Source organism: Actinoplanes sandaracinus (assembly GCF_030009775.1).
Lineage (GTDB): Bacteria > Actinomycetota > Actinomycetes > Mycobacteriales > Micromonosporaceae > Actinoplanes > Actinoplanes sandaracinus.
In genome coordinates this window covers 225,723-248,594 of record NZ_JASCTH010000009.1, presented here as the reverse complement: position 1 = coordinate 248,594, position 22,872 = coordinate 225,723, and the positions used below count along the sequence as shown (strand labels likewise).

At 70.5% G+C, this 22,872-nt stretch carries 21 protein-coding genes; 15 read left to right on the top strand and 6 right to left on the bottom strand.

All coding sequences use genetic code 11. From position 1 onward, the window contains the following. Positions 1-1,318: 1,318 nt before the first annotated feature. Together QLQ12_RS16195 and QLQ12_RS16190 are read right to left on the bottom strand one after the other, a co-directional pair. Positions 1,319-3,853, bottom strand: a complete 2,535-nt coding sequence (locus tag QLQ12_RS16195) for an ABC transporter permease (RefSeq protein ID WP_282760755.1) — start codon at positions 3,851-3,853, stop codon at positions 1,319-1,321. Continuing rightward, positions 3,853-4,620, bottom strand: coding sequence for an ABC transporter ATP-binding protein (locus tag QLQ12_RS16190; protein WP_282760754.1), 768 nt, complete (start codon positions 4,618-4,620; stop codon positions 3,853-3,855). Before QLQ12_RS16190 ends, QLQ12_RS16195 begins: the two co-directional genes overlap by 1 nt. Positions 4,621-4,818: 198 nt before the next feature. Here QLQ12_RS16190 and QLQ12_RS16185 point away from each other — a divergent pair, with 198 nt between their 5' ends. Both QLQ12_RS16185 and QLQ12_RS16180 read left to right on the top strand, forming a co-directional pair. Then, the gene (locus tag QLQ12_RS16185; RefSeq protein ID WP_282760753.1) at positions 4,819-5,538 is read left to right on the top strand and encodes a neutral zinc metallopeptidase; all 720 of its coding nucleotides are present in this window, start codon (positions 4,819-4,821) and stop codon (positions 5,536-5,538) included. Positions 5,539-5,639: 101 nt separating this feature from the next. Next, positions 5,640-6,287 carry an HAD family hydrolase gene (locus QLQ12_RS16180; RefSeq protein ID WP_282760825.1) on the top strand — a complete coding sequence of 216 codons (648 nt, stop codon included), beginning with the start codon at positions 5,640-5,642 and terminating at the stop codon, positions 6,285-6,287. Positions 6,288-6,376: 89 nt separating this feature from the next. Here QLQ12_RS16180 and QLQ12_RS16175 read toward each other — a convergent pair whose 3' ends face one another. Then, on the bottom strand, positions 6,377-7,051 hold the full coding sequence (locus QLQ12_RS16175; protein ID WP_282760751.1) for a response regulator: 675 nt from the start codon (positions 7,049-7,051) through the stop codon (positions 6,377-6,379). A 72-nt stretch (positions 7,052-7,123) separates the two neighbouring features. Next, the gene (locus tag QLQ12_RS16170; protein ID WP_282760749.1) at positions 7,124-8,245 is read right to left on the bottom strand and encodes a RecB family exonuclease; all 1,122 of its coding nucleotides are present in this window, start codon (positions 8,243-8,245) and stop codon (positions 7,124-7,126) included. A gap of 194 nt (positions 8,246-8,439) precedes the next feature. Between QLQ12_RS16170 and QLQ12_RS16165 the strand changes: the two genes are divergently transcribed. The 3 genes from QLQ12_RS16165 (at position 8,440) to QLQ12_RS16155 (ending at position 11,109) form a co-directional block, all read left to right on the top strand. Beyond that, positions 8,440-9,507 carry a site-2 protease family protein gene (locus QLQ12_RS16165; protein ID WP_282760824.1) on the top strand — a complete coding sequence of 356 codons (1,068 nt, stop codon included), beginning with the start codon at positions 8,440-8,442 and terminating at the stop codon, positions 9,505-9,507. 10 nt (positions 9,508-9,517) lie between these two features. Further along, positions 9,518-10,456 carry a tRNA (adenine-N1)-methyltransferase gene (locus tag QLQ12_RS16160; RefSeq protein WP_282760748.1) on the top strand — a complete coding sequence of 313 codons (939 nt, stop codon included), beginning with the start codon at positions 9,518-9,520 and terminating at the stop codon, positions 10,454-10,456. A gap of 62 nt (positions 10,457-10,518) precedes the next feature. Next, positions 10,519-11,109 (top strand): hypothetical protein, encoded by a 591-nt coding sequence (locus QLQ12_RS16155; RefSeq protein ID WP_282760747.1) that lies wholly within the window; start codon positions 10,519-10,521, stop codon positions 11,107-11,109. Between the two features lie 99 nt (positions 11,110-11,208). Here QLQ12_RS16155 and QLQ12_RS16150 read toward each other — a convergent pair whose 3' ends face one another. After that, the gene (locus QLQ12_RS16150; protein ID WP_282760746.1) at positions 11,209-11,499 is read right to left on the bottom strand and encodes a ferredoxin; all 291 of its coding nucleotides are present in this window, start codon (positions 11,497-11,499) and stop codon (positions 11,209-11,211) included. Positions 11,500-11,673: 174 nt separating this feature from the next. On the opposite strand from QLQ12_RS16150, the gene arc reads away from it, so the two are divergent. The 6 genes from arc (at position 11,674) to prcA (ending at position 18,425) form a co-directional block, all read left to right on the top strand. After that, positions 11,674-13,455, top strand: a complete 1,782-nt coding sequence (arc, locus tag QLQ12_RS16145; RefSeq protein ID WP_282760744.1) for a proteasome ATPase — start codon at positions 11,674-11,676, stop codon at positions 13,453-13,455. A 57-nt stretch (positions 13,456-13,512) separates the two neighbouring features. Next, positions 13,513-14,712, top strand: coding sequence for an acyltransferase family protein (locus tag QLQ12_RS16140; protein WP_282760743.1), 1,200 nt, complete (start codon positions 13,513-13,515; stop codon positions 14,710-14,712). 47 nt (positions 14,713-14,759) lie between these two features. Further along, positions 14,760-16,277: a depupylase/deamidase Dop gene (gene dop, locus QLQ12_RS16135; RefSeq protein ID WP_407651489.1), complete on the top strand. Its 1,518-nt coding sequence runs from the start codon at positions 14,760-14,762 to the stop codon at positions 16,275-16,277. 99 nt (positions 16,278-16,376) lie between these two features. Then, on the top strand, positions 16,377-16,592 hold the full coding sequence (locus QLQ12_RS16130) for a ubiquitin-like protein Pup (RefSeq protein WP_282760821.1): 216 nt from the start codon (positions 16,377-16,379) through the stop codon (positions 16,590-16,592). 143 nt (positions 16,593-16,735) lie between these two features. Beyond that, the gene (prcB, locus tag QLQ12_RS16125) at positions 16,736-17,575 is read left to right on the top strand and encodes a proteasome subunit beta (protein WP_282760741.1); all 840 of its coding nucleotides are present in this window, start codon (positions 16,736-16,738) and stop codon (positions 17,573-17,575) included. A 55-nt stretch (positions 17,576-17,630) separates the two neighbouring features. Further along, a complete protein-coding gene (gene prcA / locus QLQ12_RS16120) occupies positions 17,631-18,425 on the top strand; it encodes a proteasome subunit alpha (protein ID WP_282760739.1) in 795 nt (264 codons plus the stop codon). Positions 18,426-18,471: 46 nt separating this feature from the next. Here prcA and QLQ12_RS16115 read toward each other — a convergent pair whose 3' ends face one another. Further along, complete coding sequence (locus tag QLQ12_RS16115) at positions 18,472-18,825, bottom strand: nuclear transport factor 2 family protein (RefSeq protein WP_282760738.1); 354 nt, start codon at positions 18,823-18,825, stop codon at positions 18,472-18,474. A gap of 139 nt (positions 18,826-18,964) precedes the next feature. On the opposite strand from QLQ12_RS16115, the gene pafA reads away from it, so the two are divergent. The 4 genes from pafA to QLQ12_RS16095 all read left to right on the top strand — a co-directional run bounded on the left by pafA (position 18,965) and on the right by QLQ12_RS16095 (position 22,853). Beyond that, positions 18,965-20,323, top strand: coding sequence for a Pup--protein ligase (gene pafA, locus QLQ12_RS16110; RefSeq protein ID WP_282760737.1), 1,359 nt, complete (start codon positions 18,965-18,967; stop codon positions 20,321-20,323). A 78-nt stretch (positions 20,324-20,401) separates the two neighbouring features. Then, positions 20,402-21,877, top strand: a complete 1,476-nt coding sequence (locus QLQ12_RS16105) for a GGDEF domain-containing protein (protein ID WP_282760735.1) — start codon at positions 20,402-20,404, stop codon at positions 21,875-21,877. Between the two features lie 54 nt (positions 21,878-21,931). Continuing rightward, entirely contained in the window at positions 21,932-22,141 is a 210-nt protein-coding gene (locus QLQ12_RS16100; protein ID WP_282760733.1) for a hypothetical protein, read from the top strand. A 64-nt stretch (positions 22,142-22,205) separates the two neighbouring features. Further along, complete coding sequence (locus tag QLQ12_RS16095) at positions 22,206-22,853, top strand: O-methyltransferase (protein WP_282760731.1); 648 nt, start codon at positions 22,206-22,208, stop codon at positions 22,851-22,853. The last annotated feature ends 19 nt before the right edge of the window (positions 22,854-22,872 follow it).

Here is a 22,872-nt window from a genome sequence, read left to right as displayed (position 1 = left end):
CGCCCACGAGGGCCGCGGCTCCTGCCCGCCGCGGCGTGGAGCTGCGGTCCTTGTGGGCGGCCGCGGCTCCTGATCTCGCCTCTGCGGACCTCTCGCTCCGGCCGGGCTGAACGCCTGGCGTAGGCGTCGGTCCGGGCGGGTGGGGGGCTCCCGGTTTCCGGCCTATTCCAACCCCTGTCTTGTACGAGCCAAGCCGCCCCGCCGAACCACACCTCCCGTGTCATCCGCGCGAGGCCCAGCCGCCTCGAGACCGCGGCGCGACCACCGGGCTGCTGCCCACTTCCCGCCCACCCCGCCCCGCCGCCGAGGACACGCACCGCGACGATCCGACCGCATCCCCAGGATCCCGGCGGGCTTGCCCGGGGCAGCGGTCAGGAATGAATCGACGCGCAGCCGGTGACACGACCGTGATGACACGCCCAAGCGACGACCACCGCCGTCCTCACACGCCGGCCGTAGCCCACACGTGCCTCTCAGACGCGAAACAGGTCCCCGCTACGGCTTGGCCGTGCTCCTGCCAACCGGCCGTATCCGGACGTGCCTTCCAGACGCGAGAACGGGTCCCCGCTACGGCTCGGCCGAAGTCCTGCCGACCGGCCGTAGCCCGGAAGTGCCTCCCGTTTTGACCGCGAACTCGCACGGTCAGCAGATCAACAGCCGGCGATGGCGGCCGCGATCACGGAAGAGGAGTAACGGACTGGGGCGATCTTGGCCGGTTCTGCCGGCCGGCCGTGAGTGCCGCCTCACCCTGCTCGGGACAGCACCGACGACCAGCCAGTCAAGGTCGGCTCGGCCACCGAGCGCTCGTAGACGGACATTCCCCTCGCGGCGGGAACGGCGGGGGAACCGGCCGGTGCCGGATGCGGGCCGGGCGGGATGCGGGCCGGGCGGGATGTGGGCCGGGCGGGATGTGGGCGGTGCTGAAGTCCGGGGGACCGGAAGCGGCGGTGCAGGGCCTGGACGGTGCCGGAAAGCCGGGCCGGGCGGGTTGCGGGCGGTGCTGAAGTACGTGGGACCCGAATGCGGGCGGTGCACGAAGTGGGCTGGGCCGGAAGCGGGTGGTGCCGGAGGTGCGCGCGGCCGGAAGCGGCGGTGCAGGAGATGGGCTGTGCCGGAAGCAAGCCGGGGAAGACCTGGGTGGGCCGTGCCGGCAGCAAGCTCGGCAGGAGGCGGGCAGGGCAGGAGGCGGGCAGGGCCGGAAAGTGGGAGTGGGCGGCATGTGCGTGCGGGCCGACGGAACGGGCGGCCCCGGCCGAAGCCGGAGCCGCCCGTCGGCGGGCCCGCAGTCGCGGGTCGGGAGGGACGCCGTCGTGTGGGGTCAGTCGTGGGCGATGGCGTTCAGGACGTTCAGGCGGGCGGCCCGGATCGCCGGCAGGACGGCCGCCACCACGCCGACCAGGGCGGCCAGCACCAGGTAGGTGGCCATCCGGGACCAGGGCAGGACGATCTGCGTGATGCCGTCGTTCTCCAGAGCGTGGGCCACCGCGCTGCCCATGCCCGCGCCGACCGCGACGCCGAGGAGCGCGCCGAAGACGGCGATCACCACGGCCTCGACGGTGATCATGCGCATGGTCTGGGCCCGGCCCAGGCCCACGGCCCGGAGGAGGCCGAGTTCGCGGGTGCGCTCCAGGACCGACAGGGCGAGAGTGTTGATCACGCCCAGGATGGCGATGAGGATGGCCAGGCCCAGCAGGATCTGGATCATCACGATGAGGTCGTCGAAGACGGCCGCCTGGTCGTCGACGAAGGTCTGCTGGTCGGTGGCGGTGACCTCGGGACTGTCCGCCAGCAGCGCCTTGACCTGCGGAAGCACCGAGGCGACGGTGACACCCTCGTCGAGGCGGATGAAACCGAGGACCGGCTGCGCGATGCCGAAACTCTTGATCGCCTCGGCCGGCAGGATGATGTTTTTGGGAAGGCCGTTCTCCGGGAACACCTGGGCCACGGTGTACGTGTGCGGCTCGCCCCGCGAGGTCTGGATCGTGACCGGCGTGCCGGTCTTCCAGCCGCGCTCGCTCGCCTCCGGCTCGCTGACGGCGATCTGGTCGGCGGTGAGCTTGGCGGCGGTGGTGCCGTAGGCCTCGGCCAGCACGGAGAGGTCCTCGGCCGCGGCCACGTAGTCGCTGTCGGCGCCGATCGCGACCACGTCGTTGTAGAGGCCGGCGGCGGCACGGACGCCGGGGATCGCGGCGGCCTCGTCCAGAACCGCCGGGTCATAGGTCGGCGGCCGGGCGCCGCCCTGATCGCCACTGATCATGATCTGGGCCTTCAGGATGCGGGCCGCCTCGGCCTGCAGGCTGCTCTTCGCCGAGTCCATCACCACGGTGACGCCGGTGACCAGGGCGATGCCGACCATGAGGGCGGCCGCGGTGATGGCTGTCCGGCGCGGGTTGCGGCCGGAGTTGAGCCGGCCCAGACGTCCCGGCACCGACCAGGAGAACAGCCGGCCGAGCAGGGACACCACCGGGCGGCTGATCAGCGGGGTGAGCAGCGCCACCCCGATGAACGTGACGAGCACGCCGCCGAGGATCAGCCACAGTGTGGCGTCGCCCGCGTCGGCGAACAGGCCGAGGCCGAGTGTCGTGGCGCCCACAGCCGTCACCGCCGAACCCGCGACGGTGAGCTTCGTGAGCGGACGGTCCGTGATGGTCACCTCCTGCATGGCGGCGACCGGAGCGATCCGCGAGGCGCGCAGCGCGGGCAGCACCGCGGCGAGCACCGTGACCACGATGCCGACCGTGAACGCGCTGATCACGGCGGGAAGCGGTACCCCGATCGGCGCCAGGTCCATGCCGCCGCCCATCCTGCTGAACAGGGCGCCCAGCCCGGCGCCCGCGCCGACGCCGGCGGCCAGGCCGAGGACCGAGGCGATCAGCCCGACCACGACCGCCTCCACGAGCACCGAGTTGATCACCTGGCGGCGGCTGGCGCCCATCGCGCGGAGCAGGGCCAGTTCCCGGGTGCGCTGGGCGACCACGATCGAGAACGTGTTCAGGATCAGGAAGATGCCGACGAACAGGGCCACCCCGGCGAAGCCGAGCAGGATCTGGTTGAAGAAGCCGATGCCCTCCTTGAGGCCGGCCGCGTTCTCGTCGGCGAGCTGAGTGCCGGTCTTCACCTCGTAGCCGTCGCCGACGACCGGTGCCAGCCGGTCGCGCAGCTGCTCCGGCGTGACGCCGTCAGCGGTGCGGACCGTCACCGAACTGAACACGTCCTTGGCGCCGAGCATCAGCTCCTGGGCCACCGGGGTGGTGAAGGCGACCTCCTGGACACCGCTGACGCTGTCCCTGCCGCCGGTGTAACCCCAGACGCCGACCAGCGTGAACTCGCGTTTCGGCTGGAGGGTGAGTACGGACACTCGGTCACCGACCCGGAAGCCGGCGAGTTCGGCGGTGGTGGCGTTCATGGCGATCTCGCCGGGTGCCTCCGGACCGCGGCCGGACCGCATCTCCATGATCTCGTCGGTGCCGGTCCAGTTCGTGCCGATCCGTGGCGGGCCGAACGACGTCAGGACCTTGCCGTCGGCGGCGATCACGCGGGCCCCGTCGGCGTCGACACGGCCGGTCGCGGAGCGTACCCCCGGCTGGCTCTTGACGGTCTCGACCACGGAGGCCGGAAGCGGCGAGGGAACCTCCTCGCCGTCGAACTCGGCGACCGCGACCTTGGGTTTGGCGGCGATCGAGACGTCGGTCGCCGAATAGGCGTCCGCGAAGATCGAGTCGAAGGTGCGGTTCAGGGTGTCGGTGAGCACCAGCGCGCCGGACACGAACATCACCCCGAGAATGACCGCCAGCCCCGACAGGACCAGCCGCAACTTACGGGCCAGCAGGCTCTTCAGCGTGGCGCGCAGCATCAGAGCATCACCGGGTCGGTACGCGGGTCGAGGCGCTTCATCGTGTCCAGAACGGTGTCGGCGGTCGGGTTCGCCAGTTCGTCGACGATGGAGCCGTCGGCGAGGAACACCACCCGGTCGGCGTAGCTCGCCGCCACCGGATCGTGGGTGACCATCACGATGGTCTGGCCGTGCTCGCGCACGCTGGACCGCAGGAACGACAGGACCTCGGCGCCGGAGCGGGAGTCCAGGTTGCCGGTCGGCTCGTCCGCGAAGATCACGTCGGGGCGGCCCATCAGCGCCCGCGCGCACGCCACCCGCTGCTGCTGGCCGCCGGAGAGCTGGCTGGGCCGGTGACCGAGGCGATCCCGCAGGCCCACCGTGTCGATCACCGTGTCCCACCACTGCGGATCCGCCTTGCGGCCGGCGATGTCCAGCGGCAGTTTGATGTTCTCCGCCGCGCTCAGCGTCGGCAGCAGGTTGAACTGCTGGAAGATGAACCCGACCCGGTCCCGGCGCAGGCGGGTCAGTGCCTTGTCCTTCAGGGTGCTGATCTCGGTGCCGCCGACGTGCACGGCGCCCTCGTCGACCGTGTCCAGGCCGGCGAGGCAGTGCATCAGCGTCGACTTGCCACTGCCGGACGGCCCCATGATGGCGGTGAACCGGCCCCGGCCGAACTCGGCGCTGACCCCCCGTAGCGCCACCACCCGTGCCTCGCCGGAGCCGTAGACCTTCCAGATGCCGTCCGCCCGCGCCGCCACCGGCCCGCCGGTATTCGTCGCTGCCACTGTCCGTCTCCCCCTGTGGTGTTGTCTTCCGTCCGGCTCAGTGTTTCGGTGGATCCGGTGTCCGGCCTCCGTCCGGCGGGGGAGGCCGACGCGGAGATTTCCCTGGGGGTGGCACCCAGGGACCTCTCAGGGAAGTCCCTGACTCCGTTGATCTTGGTCGATCGGGTCTAACGTGGAAGCCCCGTCCTGGAGGCCCGTATGCGCTCTCGACCAGCACCGCTCCCGGCCCTTCTCGCCGCCCTCTCAGCCGTTCTTCTGGCGGGCGCTTGCCTGCCCGTGCGACAGCAGCAACAGGCCGGACCGGGACGCTCCGTGACACCGGCCGCCAGCCGATCCACCGACCAGGGACCGGAGGGCACCGACACGCCCGAGGAGTTCGCCCGGGACATGCGCGCCTCACAGAACGTCGCCGAGCGGTACTGGGCGTCGCGGCTCGGTTCCGGGTTCCAGCCCGTTCAGCAGGTCATACCGTACGAGCGGGACGGCGAGGTGAGCTGCGGCGGACAGCCGTTGCCGCGCAACAACGCCGTCTACTGCTCGGCCGGGGACTTCATCGCCTACGACGTCAACTGGGCTTTCGCCGCGTTCCAGCAGATCGGTGACTCCTTCGTCTACTACCTGCTCGGCCATGAGTACGCGCACGGCATCCAGGCTCGGCTCGGCATCCGCAAGGAGTTCACCATCGAGCAGGAACTGCAAGCCGACTGCATGGCCGGCGCGTTCATCGGTGACCAGGCCCGCGACGGCGCCTTGCGGATGGACGACGGCGACACCCAGGAACTGGCCGACGGCCTGGTGGCGGTCGGTGACGATCCCGGCCAGCCGTGGTTCGCGCCCGGCGCACACGGCTCGCCCGCGCAGCGCTTTCAGGCGTTCGCCGACGGCTATGAACAGTCCTTGACGCCCTGTGGACTCTGAGGAAGCCGTCTCCGGTAACCGGTGGGCGCTGAGGGCACCGTCACATTCGGTGCGGTGAGGGGCTGGGGGCGTCCCAGAATGGCACGGTGAATCCTGCCGCCGTGCTCTTCGACATGGACGGGACGCTGGTCGACAGCGAGCGGGTCTGGGGCATCGCCCTGGCCGAGCTCGCCGTCCACGCCGGTGGCGTCCTCTCCGACACCGCCCGCCTGGCCATGGTGGGCACCAGCATGGCCACCAGCATGCGGCTCTTCCGCGACGACCTCGGCCAGCCCGGCCGGCCCGAGGCGCCGGACGTGGAGTGGCTGACCACGCGGGTGCAGGAGCTGTTCTCCGAGGGCCTGGTGTGGCGGCCCGGAGCGATGGAACTGCTGCTCGCGGTCCGGGCGGCGGGCATTCCGACGGCGCTCGTGACCTCGACCGGGCGGCGGCTGGTCGAGGTGGCGCTCAAGACCCTCGGCGCCGAGAACTTCGACGTGGTGGTCTGCGGCGACGAGGTGGAGCGGCCCAAACCCGACCCCGAGCCGTACCGGACCGCGGCCGCCCTCCTCGGTGTGCCGATCTCGTCCTGTGTGGCGATCGAGGACTCGCCCAGTGGGGTGGCCAGCGCGTTCGCCGCCGGGGCGCGGGTGCTCGCGGTGCCTGCCGAGCTCGCGCTGGAGCCGGTCGACGGGGTGCACCTGCGGTCCACGCTGACCGGGGTGGATCTCGAGTACCTGGCCGGCCTCCTGCGATCCCGGCACGGCTGATCCGGCCGACGCCGCGGGGACGCCGCTGTTCCCAGCGCCCCCGCGGTCCGGCTTCGGCGCCCGTGCCAGATGCCGAAGCCGCAAGGGGCTCAGACGCCGGGGCGGACCAGGCCCGTCTCGTAGGCGAGGACGACCGCCTGGGTCCGGTCGCGCAGGCGCAACTTGGTCAGGACGTGGCCGACGTGGGTCTTCACCGTGGTCTCGCTGACGCCGAGGATCGCGGCGATCTCGCTGTTGGTGCGGCCGCGCGCCACATGCACCAGAACCTCGCGTTCGCGGCCGGTCAGCGGCTTGAGCCGGGAGATCGGTGTGCCGTCGGCGACCGGCGGCAGCACACTGGCGAGACGGGTCAGGACCCGGGCCAGCACCGCGGGGGCGATGACGGCGCCGCCCACCGCGACGGCGCGGACGGCGGCGATCAGATCGTCGTGTGGCGCGTCCTTGCAGAGATAACCGGCGGCTCCGGCGGCGATGGCGGCCACCACCTCGTCGTCGGTGTCGCGCTCGGTCATGACCAGCACCCGGACCGCCAGCCGTGCCTCGGTGACCGCCCGGGTCACGGCCAGGCCGTCCACCCGGGGAAGCGCGACCTCGGTGATCAGCACGTCGGGGAGCAGCCGTCGTGCCAGGTCGACCGCTTCCACCCCGTCACCGGCCTCCCCGGCGACGACGATCTCCGGTGGCGCGGAGCCGAGGACCGCCCGGAGGCCGGCACGCTGAAGCGGAGCGGCGTCCGCGACCAGCACGCGCAGGGGCCTGGTCACCGCGCGGCCCGCCGCCTGCGAGCGAAGCCGGCCCGCTGACGTCCGCCGGAGGCGCCGGTGCGGTGCGGGGCGTCAGCCAAGGGGACCGTCCCGGAGGACGGTGCCGACCCGGTCGGGCTCCTGGTCGGCGGTGACATCGACGGCCGGGGCGCTCTCGGGGAAGGGCGGCGGGGTGCCGCCGAACTCGGGGCACAGGCTCTGGTGGCTGCACCAGCCGCAGAGACGGCTCGGTTTCGGGCGGAAGTCGCGATCGCGTTTGGCGCGCTCGATCGCGTGGGACAGGGCGATCAGGGTGCGCTCGAAGCGCTCCAGCTCGCCCGGGTCGGGGCTGTAGTCGAGGGCCTCGGCGTCCTTCAGATAGAGCAGGCGCAAGGCTCGGGGGACGACGCCCCGGGCACGCCACAGCACCAGGGCGTAGAACTTGAGCTGGAACAGCGCCCGGCCCTCGAACGCCTCGCGGGGCGCGCCGCCGGTCTTGTAGTCGACCACCCGGAGGTCGCCGGCGGGGGAGACGTCGAGCCGGTCGATGTAACCGCGCAGCAACAGCTCGTCGCCGATCGTCGTGGAGATCAGGGTCTCCCGCTCGGCGGGCTGCAGGCGGCGCGGGTCCTCCACCGCGAAGTAGCCAGCCAGCAGGTCGGTGGCTCCGGCGAGGAAAGCGGCGATCCGGGCGGCCTCTTCCTCGCCGGCCGGAACGTCGATGAGGGCGGCCTGCCCGGTCGCGTCGATCTCGGCCTCGACCGCGGCGGGATCACGCATCGCGCCGGAGTCGGCCCGCCGAGGGGCCGGGGCCGGGCGGTCCTGAGCTGGTGGCTCGCCGTTGAACAGAACGGCCAGGGCCGGCTCGGCGGTGATCAGCCGGTCCCACTCGGGGGCGACCAGGGCGGCCGCGGACTCCGGCGTGCGCTCGGCGGCCGGCAGGTCGAACAGGCGCTCCAGGACGGCGTGCACCAGCGTGCCGCGGACCTGGTCGGCCGACGGCGTCTCGGGCAGCTTGTCGACGGTGCGGAAGCGGAACAGCAGCGGGCAGGTCTTGAAGTCGGCGGCCCGTGAGGGCGACAGCGACGGCCCGGCCGGGGTCTCCGGGCGCCGGCTCCGGCCGGGCCCCGGGTCGGGGGCGTCGCCGGGGGCCGGGTCGCCGGGCTGTGGAGGCGGGGAGACCGGCTGGGCCGCCGTGGGAGAGAACGCCGTCATGTCACAGAGGCTAGGCCAGAGGTACGACGAAAAATGCGGGGTGGGTCCGGTGCGGGCGTGTCCGTAGCATCGATCGCGTGGAGCAGAGCCGAGCACCGCGGGGCCCGTCCGGGGGTCCGCAGCCGTCACCGTCGCCGGGGTTCGGGCGGCCGGTGGGGCACGTCGCCGGCATTCCGGTGCATGCGAACGCCTCGATGCTGCTGCTCGCGGTGCTGGTCACGGTGGTCTACGGCAACTATGCCCGCGCCGAGCTCGGGTTGGCGCAGCCCTGGGCGTACGTCGTCGGCCTGGGTTTCGTGGTCTGTCTGGTCGGCTCGGTGCTGTTGCATGAGCTGGGGCACGCGCTGACCGCCCGCCGGTTCGGCATCGGCGTGCGCCGGATCACTCTGGAACTGCTCAGCGGCTGGACCGAGATGGACCGTGACGCTCCGGTCCCGCGGGTGGACGCCCTGGTCTCGCTGGCCGGGCCGGCGGTGTCGCTGCTGCTCGGCGGGATCGCGACGGTGGCCGCCTGGCTGCTGCCGGACCGCACCGTGGCCGGGGAGATCGCCTTCCAGCTGGCGCTGAGCAACGTGCTGGTGGCCCTCTTCAACGTGCTGCCGGGGCTGCCGCTGGACGGTGGCCGGGCGCTGCGGGCGCTGCTCTGGGCGGTGCTGAAGGACCGGAACCGGGCGACGGTGGTGGCCGGCTGGTCCGGCCGGGTGCTGGCGCTGGTCACCACGGCGGTGACCGTGGTGCTCCATCAGGCGGGCCTGATCACCGTGCTGGGGCTGGTCTTCGTGCTGCTGGTGGCGCTGACCCTGTGGCAGGGCGCGGGCCAGTCGATCCGGCTGGGGCGGATGACCGGGCGGTTTCCGATGGTCGACCTGGGCACACTGGTCCGGCCGCTGCTGGCGGTGCCCGCCGGCACGCCGCTGGGTGAGGCGCAGCGGCGCCGCGCCGAGGACCCACGGCCGGACGTGGTGCTGGCGGTCGCGGACTCGGCGGGTAGCCTCACCGCGCTGGTCGATCCGGTCGCCGCCGAGCGCGTTCCGGTCGACCGGCGGCCCTGGGTGAGCGTGGAGAGCGTGGCCCGGTCCCGTGACGCGCTGACCACGCTGCCGCTCGGACTGACCGGTGAGCAGGTGATCCGCGCCCTGCAGGCCCACCCGGGTGCGCAGTACCTGGTGACCGCAGGCGAGGATGTCGTGGGCGTCCTGCGGGTCGCCGACGTGGCCGCCGTGCTGGAACCGCGGCGGGCGAGCCGAAATCAGCACTCCTGAGAGAAGATCAGTGACCACAACCCCAGCCACCGTCGTCGACGACTCGGTGCCCGCGCACCGCGGACCGTTCCGGGCGGGCGACCGCGTTCAGCTCACCGACCCGAAAGGGCGGATGCACACGATCGTGCTGGAACCCGGCAAGGCGTTCCACACGCACCGCGGCGCGATGTCGCACGACGAGCTGATCGGCCTGCCCGACGGCAGCGTCATCACCGCGGCCAGCGGCACCGCGTACCTCGCGTTGCGCCCGCTGCTCAGCGACTACGTGCTGTCGATGCCGCGCGGCGCGCAGGTGATCTACCCGAAGGACGCGGCGCAGATCGTCGCGATGGGCGACGTCTTCCCCGGCGCGAAGGTCCTCGAGGCCGGTGCCGGTTCGGGCGCGCTGACCTGCTCGCTGCTGCGGGCCGTCGGCAGTTCCGGCGAGGTCCACAGCTATGAGCTGCGCGACGACTTCGCGGCGATCGCCCGGAAGAACGTGGAGGCGTTCTTCGGTGGCCCGCACCCGGCCTGGCATCTGCACAACGGTGACGTGGCCGACAACGACATCACCGGCTTCGACCGGATCGTCCTGGACATGCTGACCCCGTGGGAGGCTCTCGACATGGTCGAGAAGTCGCTCATCCCGGGCGGCGTCTTCGTCGGTTATGTGGCGACCACTCCGCAGTTGTCCGAGCTGGTCGAGGCGCTGCGTGAGCGGGGCGGCTGGACCGAGCCGCGGGCCTGGGAGTCGCTGGTGCGCGACTGGCACGCCGACGGGCTGGCGGTCCGGCCGGACCACCGCATGATCGCGCACACCGCGTTCCTGGTGTCGGCGCGCAAGCTCGCCCCCGGCGTCACCGCGCCGCCGCGGCGCCGCAAACCGAGCAAGGGCGCCGAGGCGTACGCGGCCCGCAAGGCGACGCTGGCCGCCCTGGCGGCACAGCGCGAGGAGCAGACCGGTGAGTGACCGTCCCGACCGGGTCCGATAGGTTTCGATGGGTTTCCGATCGGGACGACAGGAGTGGCGCGATGAGTTCTCCACCGTTCGGTGGCAGCAACGAGATGCCGGCGGTCTTTCCGGACTGGTCGCCCTATCCTGACCTGGACTCCGCGGCCCGTGCCTACCTGCGCGACCCCGAGGTGGCCCTGGAGGCCCTCTTCGGCGTGCTGCGCGGCGCGCAGGTGCTGTGCTTCACCCTGGAGCGCTTCGTCAACGAGGTGAACGGGGTGTGGCAGGAGGTCGTGGTCTGTGACGGCAGCCGCCTGGTGCTGTGGCACGGCGAGGACGTGGCGCCCGGCGACGGCCCGGTCGGCGCGATGACGTCGTCGTTGCGGGTGGTGCCGCTGTCCACGGTCACCGAGGTGGGCTGCCGTCGGCGGCTCACCCGCACGTCGAACGGGCAGGCCCGGGTCGACAGTATCGACGTCTATCTGCTGCTCAGTTCGGTCGACGACGCGGTGCCCCCGCCCGGTGTGGGCGAGGACGAGGGCCGGGCCCCGCTGCGGCACGACGCGCTGCGGTTCGGCAAGACGCTGGACGACGGCGGGGCGGGGCAGATCGCCCGGCTGGAGGAGTTCTCCCGGGTGGTGGCGTCGCTGGTCGGGCGCCCCACCCTGTAATTCATTCACCTTCACTCCAGCGCCGGCGGAGGCGCCCCGCATCGCCGCCGGGCGGAGCTCACTCCCGCGGGCGGCGCCCGCCTCGCCGCCGGGCGGAGCTCACTCCAGCGCGTCGGGGCCGGCGACCTCCACGTCGTCGGCCACCCGCACGACGTGGATACAGTCGCCGGGGCACTCCTTGGCCGAATCGATGACCTCCAGCAACAGCCGCGCCGGCACACCGGCCCGGACCCCGGGCGCCTGGAGCAACTCGCCGGTGTCGTCTTTCACGTACGCCAAGCCGTCGATGTCCAGTTCGAACACTTCCGGGGCGTACTGAACGCAGAGTCCGTCACCGGTGCACAGGTCCTGATCGATCCAGACCCGCAGCTCATCAGTGTCAGCGGACACGTCTACCTCCCACAACCGGTGAGGCCCGACGGTACCGGAACTCTGTCCGACCGGCTCAGGTGCGGTCGCACCAATCGATCAAGAGTCGGTGACGAGGGTGTTGCATGGGTCAAAAACGGTTTCTGAACGGCTAGTGTTGAACCAAGACGTTCGAGCCCCCCGGGGAGGTGGGACGTGGCACGTAGCGACGAAGCGGACTCCCGCGCCGCACGATGGGAGAAAGAGGCCAACGATCTCTCGAGTCAGGTCGCGTTCCTGCAAGAGGAACTCGCTCTGGTGCGGAGGAAGTTGACCGAGAGCCCCCGACACGTCCGGCAGCTCGAGGAACGGCTCGCGGCAACGCAGGCGCAGCTCTCCCGAGTGACCGAGAACAACGAGCGGCTCGTGGCGACCCTCAAGGAAGCCCGCGCCCAGATCGTCACTCTCAAGGAAGAGATTGACCGGCTCGCCCAGCCGCCCAGCGGCTACGGCGTTTTCCTGTCAGCGCACGAGGACGGCACGGTGGACGTGTTCACCGGCGGCCGCAAGCTGCGGGTGGCGGTCTCACCGTCGCTCGCGGCCGACGAGCTTCAGCGGGGCCAGGAGGTCCTGCTGAACGACGCGCTCAACGTCGTCGACGCGTTCGGGTTCGAGCGCACCGGCGAGGTGGTCCTGCTCAAGGAGATCCTGGACAACCCGTCCGGCGGTCCCCGCGACCGGGCACTGGTGATGTCGCACTCCGACGAGGAACGCATCGTCTTCCTCGCCGACTCGCTCGATATCACCAAGCTGCGCGCCGGCGACTCGCTGATGATCGAGCCGCGCTCGGCGTACGCCTATGAGCGGATTCCGAAGAGCGAGGTCGAGGAACTCGTCCTCGAGGAGGTCCCCGACGTCGACTACTCCGACATCGGTGGCCTGCACTCGCAGATCGAGCAGATCCGCGACGCGGTCGAGCTGCCGTTCCTGCACGCCGACCTGTTCCGGGAGCACCAGTTGCGGCCGCCGAAGGGCATCCTGCTCTACGGCCCGCCCGGCTGCGGCAAGACCCTGATCGCGAAGGCGGTGGCCAACTCACTGGCCAAGAAGATCGCCGAGCGGCGTGGTGAGGAGAAGCACACCAGCTACTTCCTCAACATCAAGGGTCCGGAGCTGCTGAACAAGTACGTGGGCGAGACCGAGCGGCACATCCGCCTGGTCTTCCAGCGGGCCCGTGAGAAGGCCGGCGAGGGCACCCCGGTGATCGTGTTCTTCGACGAGATGGACTCGATCTTCCGGACCCGTGGTTCCGGCGTCTCCAGCGATGTCGAGAACACCATCGTCCCGCAGCTTCTCAGCGAGATCGACGGTGTCGAGGGCCTGGAGAACGTGATCGTCATCGGCGCCTCCAACCGGGAAGACATGATCGACCCGGCCATCCTGCGCCCCGGCCGTCTCGATGTGAAGATCAAGATCGAGCGCCCGGACGCTGAGGCGGCGAAGGACATCTTCGCCAAGTACATCCTCTCGGAACTGCCGCTCAGTGGGGACGACCTCACCGAGCACGGCGGCAACCGGGACGCCACGGTCGCCGCCATGATCGAGGCGGTCGTCCTGCGGATGTACACGGAGACCGAGGAGAACCGCTTCCTGGAGGTCACCTACGCCAACGGTGACAAGGAGGTCCTGTACTTCAAGGACTTCAACTCCGGCGCGATGATCCAGAACATCGTCGACCGCGGCAAGAAGATGGCGATCAAGGAGTTCCTCACCTCCGGCAAGAAGGGCCTCCGGCTGCAGCATCTGCTCGACAGCTGCGTCGACGAGTTCCGGGAGAACGAGGACCTGCCGAACACCACCAACCCCGACGACTGGGCGCGCATCTCCGGCAAGAAGGGCGAGCGGATCGTCTACATCCGCACGCTCGTCTCCGGTGGCAAGGGCGCCGAGGCCGGCCGGTCCATCGAGACCGCCAGCAACACCGGCCAGTACCTGTAATCGCCACGGGGCGGGGCCGGAGGGGAAACCCTCCGGCCCCGCCCTCGTTCATCGGTTATGACCCGTCTCGCCTGGCTCGACGCACTACGCGGCTGGGCCGCGGTCACCGTCGCCGTGTTCCACCTCAGTCCCGTCGTCCTCGGCTCCGAGCGGCACCTGCGCCTCTTCGAGATCTTCGACCTGGGAAAGTACGGCGTCCTGCTGTTCTTCCTGGTCAGCGGCTACGTCATTCCGATGAGCCTGGAGCGGCACGGTTCGCTGCGCCGGTTCTGGATCGGGCGGATCTTCCGGATCTACCCCGCCTATCTCCTCGCCGTCGTGGCCGGGCTCGCTCTCGGCGCGGCCGGGGTGGTGCGCCTGCCCGGGCAGCTCGGCGCGGAGACGACGGCCACGATCGCCGGGCACCTCACCATGTTGCAGGATCTGACCGGCACCCGCGGGGTTCTCCGGCCCTTCTGGACCCTGTCCTTCGAGATGGTCTTCTACCTGATCGTGGCGGGGCTGTTCGCCTGGCGACGGCACCGTGTCAGCGCCTGGTGGGCGGCCGGGCTCACGGCTGCCGCGCTCGGCGCCGGGGCGGCGCTGCCGGGGGACCTGTTCGGCGCGGGAGCGGGGCAGCGCCGGATCACGGCGGTGGCGGTCCTGGTGCTTCTGGCCGGCGGGCTCTGCGCGTACCTCACTGGCCGGAGGCGTCTGGTGCTGGCGGCCGCGGCCGGCGGGATCTGCGCGACCGCCCTGCCGCTTCTCAACGGCCATGCCAGCGATCAGGTGACCAGCGCGTCATCGGCGCAGGCCGTCCAGATGCTCGCGGTTCTGTTCGCCGGGACCGTGATCTACCGGCTGCAGCACCGGCAGATCGGGCGCCCGGTCGCGGCGATGAGTCTCGCCCTGGTGTGCGCCGGAGTCGCGGTCCATCTCGAACCGGGAGTGGCGGCGGCCGTCGCGGGGACGTTCGCGATCGCGTTCGTGCTCCGGGACCGGCGTGTGCCGGCCGTCCTCGGATGGCTCGGGACAGTCAGCTATTCGCTCTATCTGCTTCACATTCCGGTACTCGCTGTGATGAACCGGCTCTTCGACCAGCCGCTGCTCATCGCGGTCGCCTTCACGGCCGGCGCACTCGGCGCAGCCTGGGCCGGTCACCGCCTCGTCGAACTGCCCGGGCAGGCGCTCGGCCGCCGCCTCACGGTGATCGAAATCGCCACGGAAGGTATGGACGCGCGTACTGCGCGCTTCGGAAAGCGATATGAGAGCGTCTAGGCTCGATGCATGAGCAGGCGTAGCTTCGTGGCGGACAGGGTGGTCGCATGAGCGTTCGACGGATTATGGGGACCGAGGTCGAGTACGGCATTTCGGTGCCCGGCCAGCCCGGCGCCAATCCGATGGTCACGTCCTCCCAGGTGGTCAACGCCTATGGCGCCCGCCCCGAGCTCAACCGCAACGGCCGCGCGCGCTGGGACTACGAAGAGGAGTCCCCCCTGCGCGACGCGCGCGGGTTCACCTATTCCGGCGCGGCCTACGACCCCGCCGAAGCCCTCGCCGACGAGGACCTCGGCCTGGCCAACGTGATACTGACCAACGGCGCCCGGCTCTACGTCGACCACGCCCACCCGGAGTACAGCACTCCCGAGGTCACCAACCCGCTCGACATCGTCAAGTGGGACAAGGCCGGCGAGCGTGTCATGGCCGAGGCGTCACGGCGGGCCGCCACCATTCCCGGCGCGCACCGCATCCAGCTCTACAAGAACAACACCGACAACAAGGGCGCGTCGTACGGCGCACACGAGAACTATCTGATGCGGCGCCAGACCGCGTTCGCCGACATCGTCGCCCACCTGACGCCGTTCTTCGTCACCCGGCAGATCTTCTGCGGCGCCGGCCGTGTCGGCATCGGGCAGGACGGCAGTGGCGCCGGTTTCCAGATCTCCTCGCGTGCCGACTTCTTCGAGGTCGAGGTCGGACTGGAGACGACTCTCAAGCGACCGATCATCAACACCCGCGACGAGCCGCACGCCGACGCCGACAAGTACCGCCGCCTGCACGTCATCATCGGCGACGCGAACCTCTCCGAGATCTCCACCTATCTCAAGGTGGGCACCACCGCCCTGATCCTCAACATGATCGAGGAGAAGGTGTTCACCGGCGAGCTGGGCATCGCCGACCCGGTCTCCGAGCTGCGGGCCGTCAGCCACGACCCGACCCTGGCGCACCTGATGCGGCTGCGTGACGGCCGCCGGCTCACGGCCCTGGATCTGCAGTGGGCGTACTACGAACGGGCCCGCCAGTTCGTCGACGACCGTCTGGGTGTCGACGCCGACGAGCAGACCGTCGACGTCCTGAACCGCTGGGAGGACGTGCTCGACAAGCTCGGCCGCGACCCGATGCTCTGCTCCGACACCCTCGACTGGGTCGCGAAACTGCGGCTGCTGGAGGGCTACCGCGAGCGGGAGAACCTCGGCTGGTCCTCGCCGAAACTCCAGCTCGTCGACCTCCAGTACTCCGATGTGCGCCCCGAGAAGGGCCTCTACCACCGTCTGGTCGCACGCGGGTCGATGAAGACCCTGCTCGACCCCGAGCTGACCCAGCGCGCGATGTACGAGCCTCCGGAGGACACCCGCGCGTACTTCCGTGGCCGCTGCCTGGCGCAGTACGCCTCCGAAGTGGTCGCGGCGAGCTGGGACTCGGTGATCTTCGATATCGGCCGGGAGTCGCTGGTCCGGGTGCCGATGATGGAGCCGGAACGTGGCACCCGCAAGCATGTCGGCGCGCTCTTCGACACCTGCGAGAGCGCGAAGGACCTGCTTGAGGTGATCACCAGTCGATGAGAAAACACCCGTACCGGCGGGGTGTTTTGTCACAGGCGCGAGGTAGGTTTTCCGTACCCGATGTTGCAGGACGTCGGGTGGCTGAGAAGGGGGACATCCATGGCAACCCGAGACACCGGTGGTCAGTCGCAGAGCGAGAAGGGCCGCAGCGACCAGGAAACCGAGGACGTCACCGTCGAGGCCAATCCCGAGGTCGCCGAAAGGCACGCGGAGATCACTGAAGACGTCGACGACCTGCTGGACGAGATCGACTCGGTCCTTGAGGAAAACGCCGAGGAGTTTGTCCGGGGGTACGTCCAAAAAGGCGGCCAGTGAGAGCTTTGTCCGTTTTTGAATGATCGGGCGCCGCCGCGATGGCGGCGTCCGCCGTTTCCTCAACACATGTCGATGGCGTTGATCGCACCCGCAGGGTGTGGCGGGATATTGTGCGTCAACTGCACGTACCTGAAAGGAACCACGTGGCGACGGGCTTCGATCCATCCGGGCGTCTACCGGATTTCTTCACCAGCACGGGGACGTCCTCCTTCACGCAGTTCCTGAGCCAGGCCGCCCCGGAACTGCTTCCGGGCCGCCGGCCGCTTCCGCCCGGGCTCTCCGCGGACATCGCCCCGCACGGCACCACGATCATCGCGATCGCGACGGCCGAGGGCGTGGTGATGGCCGGTGACCGCCGGGCGACCATGGGGAACCTCATCGCCAGCCGGGACATCAAGAAGGTCCACCCCGCCGACGCGTACTCGCTGATCGGCATCGCCGGGACGGCCGGCATCGGCATCGAGCTGATCCGCCTGTTCCAGGTCGAGCTCGAGCACTACGAGAAGATCGAGGGCGCGATGCTCTCGCTGGACGGCAAGGCGAACCGTCTGGCGTCGATGGTGCGCGGCAACCTGGGCGCGGCGATGCAGGGCCTGGCCGTGGTCCCGCTCTTCGCCGGTTTCGACCTGACCCCGGGCGACGTGACCCGCGCCGGCCGGATCTTCAGCTTCGACGTGGCCGGCGGCCTCTACGAGGAGACCGGCTACGAGGCGATCGGCTCCGGCTCGCTGTTCGCCAAGTCGGCGCTGAAGAAGCGGTACCGGCCCGGCGTGAGCACCGAAGACGCGATCACCCTGGCCGTGGAGGCGCTCTACGACGCGGCCGACGACGACACCGCGACCGGCGGGCCGGACGTCATCCGCAAGATCTATCCGGTGGTGATGACCGCGACGGCGGCCGGCACGCACCGGCTGAGCGACGAAGAGATCACCACGGTGGCCGAGCGGGTCGTCGCGGGTCGCACGGAGAACCCGGGCGGTTGATCCGCTTGGTCCGCATCTCTGTTCGATCCGTATCTCTGGAGAAGGAGTAGCCACCGTGGCCATGCAGTTCTACGCATCACCGGAGCAGGTCCAGCGGGACCGCTCCGAGTACGCCCGCAAGGGGATCGCCCGCGGCCGGTCGGCCGTGGTGCTGACGTACGAGGGCGGCATCCTGCTCGTCGCCGAGAACATCACCACCCTTCGCAAGATCAGCGAGATCTACGACAAGATCGCGTTCGCCGCCGTCGGGCGGTACAACGAGTTCGAGGCTCTGCGGCGCGGCGGCGTCCGGATGGCCGACATGGTCGGCCTGAGCTACGACCGTCGCGACGTGACGGCGCGGGCGCTCGCCAACACCTACACACAGACGCTCGGTGCGATCTTCTCGGAGACGCAGAAGCCGTACGAGGTGGAGATCTGCGTGGCGCAGGTCGGCGCCTCGCCCGAGGCCGACGAGCTGTACCGCATCACCTACGACGGCTCGGTGATGGACGAGCCGGGGTTCATGGCGATGGGTGGCCAGGCCGAGGCGATCGCCGGCGTCCTGCGTGACCGGCACGACGCGTCGGCGGAGCTGACCTCGGCGCTCACCCTGGCGGCCGAGGCACTGGGCAGCGTCGGCGGGGAGAACGGGCAGACCCGCACGCTGACCCCGAAGCAGCTCGAGGTGGCCGTGCTCGACCGCCGCCGGCCGGGCCGGGCGTTCCGCCGGCTCGCCGGGCCGGCGTTGACCACTCTGCTGGGCCACGAGTCGGTGCCCGAGGCCGATCTGGGCGACGTCGACGCGGCTCCGCCCGCGCCGGCCGAGGCGAAGCCGACCATCTCGGCCGCGTCGGAGGACACCGAGTAGTGATCGCGGGGCGACCCGGGCCCGGGGTGCGAGCCCGGGTCGCCCGCTATCGCGCGACGACCTTGCTGAAGACGTCCTTGGCGACGATCAGACCGTCCCGGACGAGGTAGACGTCCAGGCCTCGCAGTGTCGTGCCGTCCGCGGCCGGCGGCCACTGCCACTCGCAGCCGACCCGGTCCCCGGCGACGTGGACGGCGCCCAGGGCCGGGCCGTCCCCGGGCCCGAGCTGCCCGGCGAAGACCGCGGCGACCGCCTCGCGCCCGTGCACGGTGACCGCCGGGCCGTCCCATGCGCTGGGGGAGTAGGTCACGTCCGTGGCCAGGCAGGCGGTCACCGCCGCCAGATCGCCCTGTTCCCATGCGGCATTGAAGCGTTCGACCACGTTCCCGGCATCGATCATCCCGGGAGGGTACCGGCCGCCCGGAGGTCGCGGGTGGACGGTGCCCCGAACCGGATCATCCGGCCGGTGGACACAGTGTGCTGAGGAAAGCGCGTGATGTGACTGCCGCTGACCCGGTTCAGGCCGGTAGTGTTTCGTCATGGAACGGCGAATTTTCGGCCTCGAGACCGAGTACGGAGTCACGTGCACCTATCGGGGGCAGCGGCGGCTGTCGCCCGACGAGGTGGCCCGCTACCTGTTCCGCCGAGTGGTGTCCTGGGGGCGCAGCAGCAACGTGTTCCTCCGCAACGGCGCACGCCTCTACCTCGATGTCGGTTCCCACCCTGAGTACGCCACCCCCGAGTGTGACTCCGTCACCGATCTGGTCGCCCACGACCGGGCCGGTGAGCGGATCCTGGAAGGCCTCCTCGTCGACGCGGAGAAGCGTCTGCACGACGAGGGCATCGCCGGCGAGATCTACCTCTTCAAGAACAACACCGACTCGGCCGGCAACTCCTACGGCTGCCACGAGAACTACCTCGTGTCGCGGCACGGCGAGTTCGGCCGGCTCGCCGACGTCCTCATCCCGTTCCTGGTCACCCGGCAGCTGATCTGCGGTGCGGGCAAGGTGCTGCAGACGCCGCGCGGTGCGGTCTTCTGCCTGTCCCAGCGTGCCGAGCACATCTGGGAGGGCGTCTCCAGCGCGACGACCAGGTCCCGGCCGATCATCAACACCCGTGACGAGCCGCATGCCGACGCCGAGCGTTACCGGCGTCTCCACGTGATCGTCGGCGACTCGAACATGAACGAGGTCACCACGCTGCTCAAGGTGGGCAGCGCCGACATCGTGCTCCGCATGATCGAGGCCGGCGTGGTGATGCGTGACCTGACCCTGGAGAACCCGATCCGGGCGATCCGCGAGGTCAGCCACGACGTCACCGGCCGCCGCAAGATCCGCCTGGCGAACAACAAGGAGGTCTCCGCGCTGGAGATCCAGCAGGAGTACCTGTCGAAGGCCACCGAGTTCGTCGAGCGCCGCGGTGGCGACCCCATCGCCAAACGGGTCGTCGAGCTGTGGGGCCGGGTGCTCAACGCGGTCGAGACCGGCAACCTCGACTCGGTCAGCCGTGAGATCGACTGGGTGTCGAAATACAAGCTGATCGAGCGTTACCAGGCCAAGCACGAGATCCCGATGAGCCACCCGCGGATCGCCCAGCTCGACCTGGCCTATCACGACGTGCGCCGGGGCCGTGGCCTCTACGCCCTGATGGAGAAACGCAAGACGGTCGACCGGATCGCCAACGACCTGCAGATCTTCGAGGCGAAGGAGACGCCGCCGCAGACCACCCGGGCCCGGCTGCGCGGCGAGTTCATCAAGCACGCCCAGGAGAAGCGACGCGACTTCACCGTCGACTGGGTGCATCTCAAGCTCAACGACCAGGCGCAGCGCACGGTCCTGTGCAAGGACCCGTTCCGCGCCTACGACGAGCGGGTGGAGCGCCTGATCGCGAGCATGTGATCCACGGATTCCTCACACCGGTCCGGTTCGTGCCGATGGGCGCGACCGGACCGCTGTGTCGAGGAAAGGTGGGACCCCATGTCGCCGCGACTGGCACGACCGCCTGCCTGGCTGGCGTTTCTGTTGTTCAATGCGCTGGCAGTGACCGTCTACCTGCTGCTCGGCACCGACGGCGTCATGCCGCTGCTCTACATGGCGTTGATGATCGTCGCGGTGGTGGTCGCCGCGGTGGCGATTCGGCGCCGGCGGCCGGAGGACCCGGCCGCATGGTGGCTGCTGACCGGTGGACTGGCCGCCTCGATCGCCGGTGACCTGGGTCACGCGGTCCAGGAGGCCATGGGCCGCGATGCCGAGGGTTCCCTGGCCGACGTCTTCTACCTTGTCGGATACCTGATGGAGCTCACCGCCCTGCTGCGGATGGTCCGGCGGCGTGCGCCCGGCCGTGACCTCGGAAGCCTGGTCGACGCCCTGATCGTGGTCGGGGCGTTCGTGCTGCCGGTGTGGGTGTTCCTGATCCGGCCGCTGGCCGAGGACGCCGGCCTGAGCCTGCTCGGGCGGTTGACCGCCGTCGGCATTCCGGCGTTCGACCTGCTGTTGCTCGGATTGCTGGTCTGGCTGCTGACCAGCGGCGTGCGTACCGCGAGTTTCATGCTGCTGGCCGGCAGTCTGGGGACGTTCCTCGCCACGGACTTCCTGTTCGCCTTCGCCGGTGACTACTCGTTGACCGCGAGCCCGGCGCTGATCGTGGTGCTGACCGTCACCTACCTGTTCGCCTATGCGCTGTTCACCGCCGCCGTGCTGCACCCCTCGGCCGGACGGGTCACCGGCCCCGCCCCGGATGTCCGGCCGGTCGGGCACCGTCGCCTCGTGACACAGGCGGTGGCCACGCTGATCGCCCCGGGGCTGCTCGCCTGGGAGTCGCAGCACGGCCGGGTGGAACACGCGTTCGCCATCGCGGCCGGCTGCATGGTGATGTTCCTGCTGGTGGTGCTCCGGATGAGCCTGCTGGTCCGGCAGGTGCAGGCGCAGTCCGCCCAACTGGCCGATCAGGCGCGGGCGCTCAACGAACTGGCCTACCGGGACCCGCTGACCGGGGTGGCGAACCGGCGGGCCTGGACGGCCGTGGCGGAGGCGGTCCTGTCCCGGTCGGAACGCGACGGCAGCCCGGTCAGCGTCGTCATCCTGGACCTCGACCATTTCAAGCGGTACAACGACACCCGTGGCCATCAGGCGGGTGACCTGCTGCTCAAGGAGGCCGGGGCGGCGTGGTCCGGCGGGGTCCGCGCCGGTGATCACCTGGCCCGGTATGGCGGTGAGGAGTTCGTCGTCCTGATGCCCGGCACCGCGACGGCTGAGGCGGTGGCGCTGGCCGACCGGCTGCGGGCACTCACCCCCGGTGGGTGCACCTTCTCGGCGGGCGTCGCCCAGTGTGCGCCGGGCGAGTCGATCGACGCGACACTGGAACGCGCCGACCAGGCCCTCTACCGGGCCAAGGAGAACGGCCGCGACCGGGTGGAGGCGGCGCGTTCCGTACACCCGCTCGTCGTGGGGTAGTCATGGACCGGCGCCCGGCCGGCGGCGGCAGCGGCACGTTAGGCTGGCCGGGCTATGACGATTCCCGGCCAGCCCGATCCTTCTCAGCAGCCCGAGACCTCCGAGCCCGAGGTCCGCATGGGGCGCTATGCGCGCCGCCGTGAGCGGGTCTACCGCCAGATCGAGCGCGATCGTGCCGGCGGCCACAAGATTCCCACCTGGGTCCTGGCGTTGATCCTGGTCCTCTTCCTGGGCGGCTGGCTCTACCTGATCCTCGGCACCTGACCGGAGCGGAGTCATCGGTGGGCCGGGCAGCAGCACACCGGGGTTCTGGGGCAGGCTGTCGGTCATGGTTGACATCATCGATCCCGCAGTCGGCGACTACCTGCTGACCCATTGCACGCCCGCTGACGAGGTGCTGCGCGACCTCGCGCAGGAGACCTGGTCGAAACTGCCGGGCAGCGCCGGCATGCAGATCTCCCACGACGAGGGCGCGCTGCTCACCATGCTGGTCCGGCTCACCGGGGCCGAGTTCGCCGTCGAGGTGGGGACCTTCACCGGCTACTCGTCGATCTGCATCGCGCGGGGATTGCGACCGGGTGGGCGGCTGCTGGCCTGCGACGTCTCCGAGGAGTGGACCCAGGTGGCGTGCGGCTACTGGGAGCGGGCGGGCCTGACCGACCGGATCGATCTGCGGATCGCCCCGGCGATCGAGACGCTGCGCGCGCTGGACCCGGCACCGGTGATCGACTTCGCGTTCGTGGACGCCGACAAGACCGGCTACCCCGCCTACTACGCCGAGCTGGTCCCCCGGCTGCGGCCGGGCGGCCTGCTGGTCCTCGACAACGTGCTGCGCGGCGGGCGGGCCCTCGATCCGGTCGACGAGTCCGACCGGGCGATCGCGGGGCTCAACGACCACATCGTGACCGACGAACGGGTCGACGTGGTGATGCTGCCGGTCCGCGACGGCGTGACGCTGGTCCGCAAGCGCGGCTGACCGGCCCCGCCCGGCCGGA

Excerpts from the sequence above, each read along its gene's own strand:
- QLQ12_RS16195 (WP_282760755.1), bottom strand. The coding sequence starts at position 3,853 with ATGCTGCGCGCCACGCTGAAGAGCCTGCTGGCCCGTAAGTTGCGGCTG.
- QLQ12_RS16185 (WP_282760753.1), top strand. The coding sequence starts at position 4,819 with ATGCGCTCTCGACCAGCACCGCTCCCGGCCCTTCTCGCCGCCCTCTCA.
- QLQ12_RS16170 (WP_282760749.1), bottom strand. The coding sequence starts at position 8,245 with ATGACGGCGTTCTCTCCCACGGCGGCCCAGCCGGTCTCCCCGCCTCCA.
- QLQ12_RS16165 (WP_282760824.1), top strand. The coding sequence starts at position 8,440 with ATGCTGCTGCTCGCGGTGCTGGTCACGGTGGTCTACGGCAACTATGCC.
- QLQ12_RS16155 (WP_282760747.1), top strand. The coding sequence starts at position 10,519 with ATGAGTTCTCCACCGTTCGGTGGCAGCAACGAGATGCCGGCGGTCTTT.
- QLQ12_RS16140 (WP_282760743.1), top strand. The coding sequence starts at position 13,513 with ATGACCCGTCTCGCCTGGCTCGACGCACTACGCGGCTGGGCCGCGGTC.
- dop (WP_407651489.1), top strand. The coding sequence starts at position 14,760 with ATGAGCGTTCGACGGATTATGGGGACCGAGGTCGAGTACGGCATTTCG.
- QLQ12_RS16130 (WP_282760821.1), top strand. The coding sequence starts at position 16,377 with ATGGCAACCCGAGACACCGGTGGTCAGTCGCAGAGCGAGAAGGGCCGC.
- QLQ12_RS16115 (WP_282760738.1), bottom strand. The coding sequence starts at position 18,825 with ATGATCGATGCCGGGAACGTGGTCGAACGCTTCAATGCCGCATGGGAA.
- pafA (WP_282760737.1), top strand. The coding sequence starts at position 18,965 with ATGGAACGGCGAATTTTCGGCCTCGAGACCGAGTACGGAGTCACGTGC.
- QLQ12_RS16105 (WP_282760735.1), top strand. The coding sequence starts at position 20,402 with ATGTCGCCGCGACTGGCACGACCGCCTGCCTGGCTGGCGTTTCTGTTG.
- QLQ12_RS16100 (WP_282760733.1), top strand. The coding sequence starts at position 21,932 with ATGACGATTCCCGGCCAGCCCGATCCTTCTCAGCAGCCCGAGACCTCC.
- QLQ12_RS16095 (WP_282760731.1), top strand. The coding sequence starts at position 22,206 with ATGGTTGACATCATCGATCCCGCAGTCGGCGACTACCTGCTGACCCAT.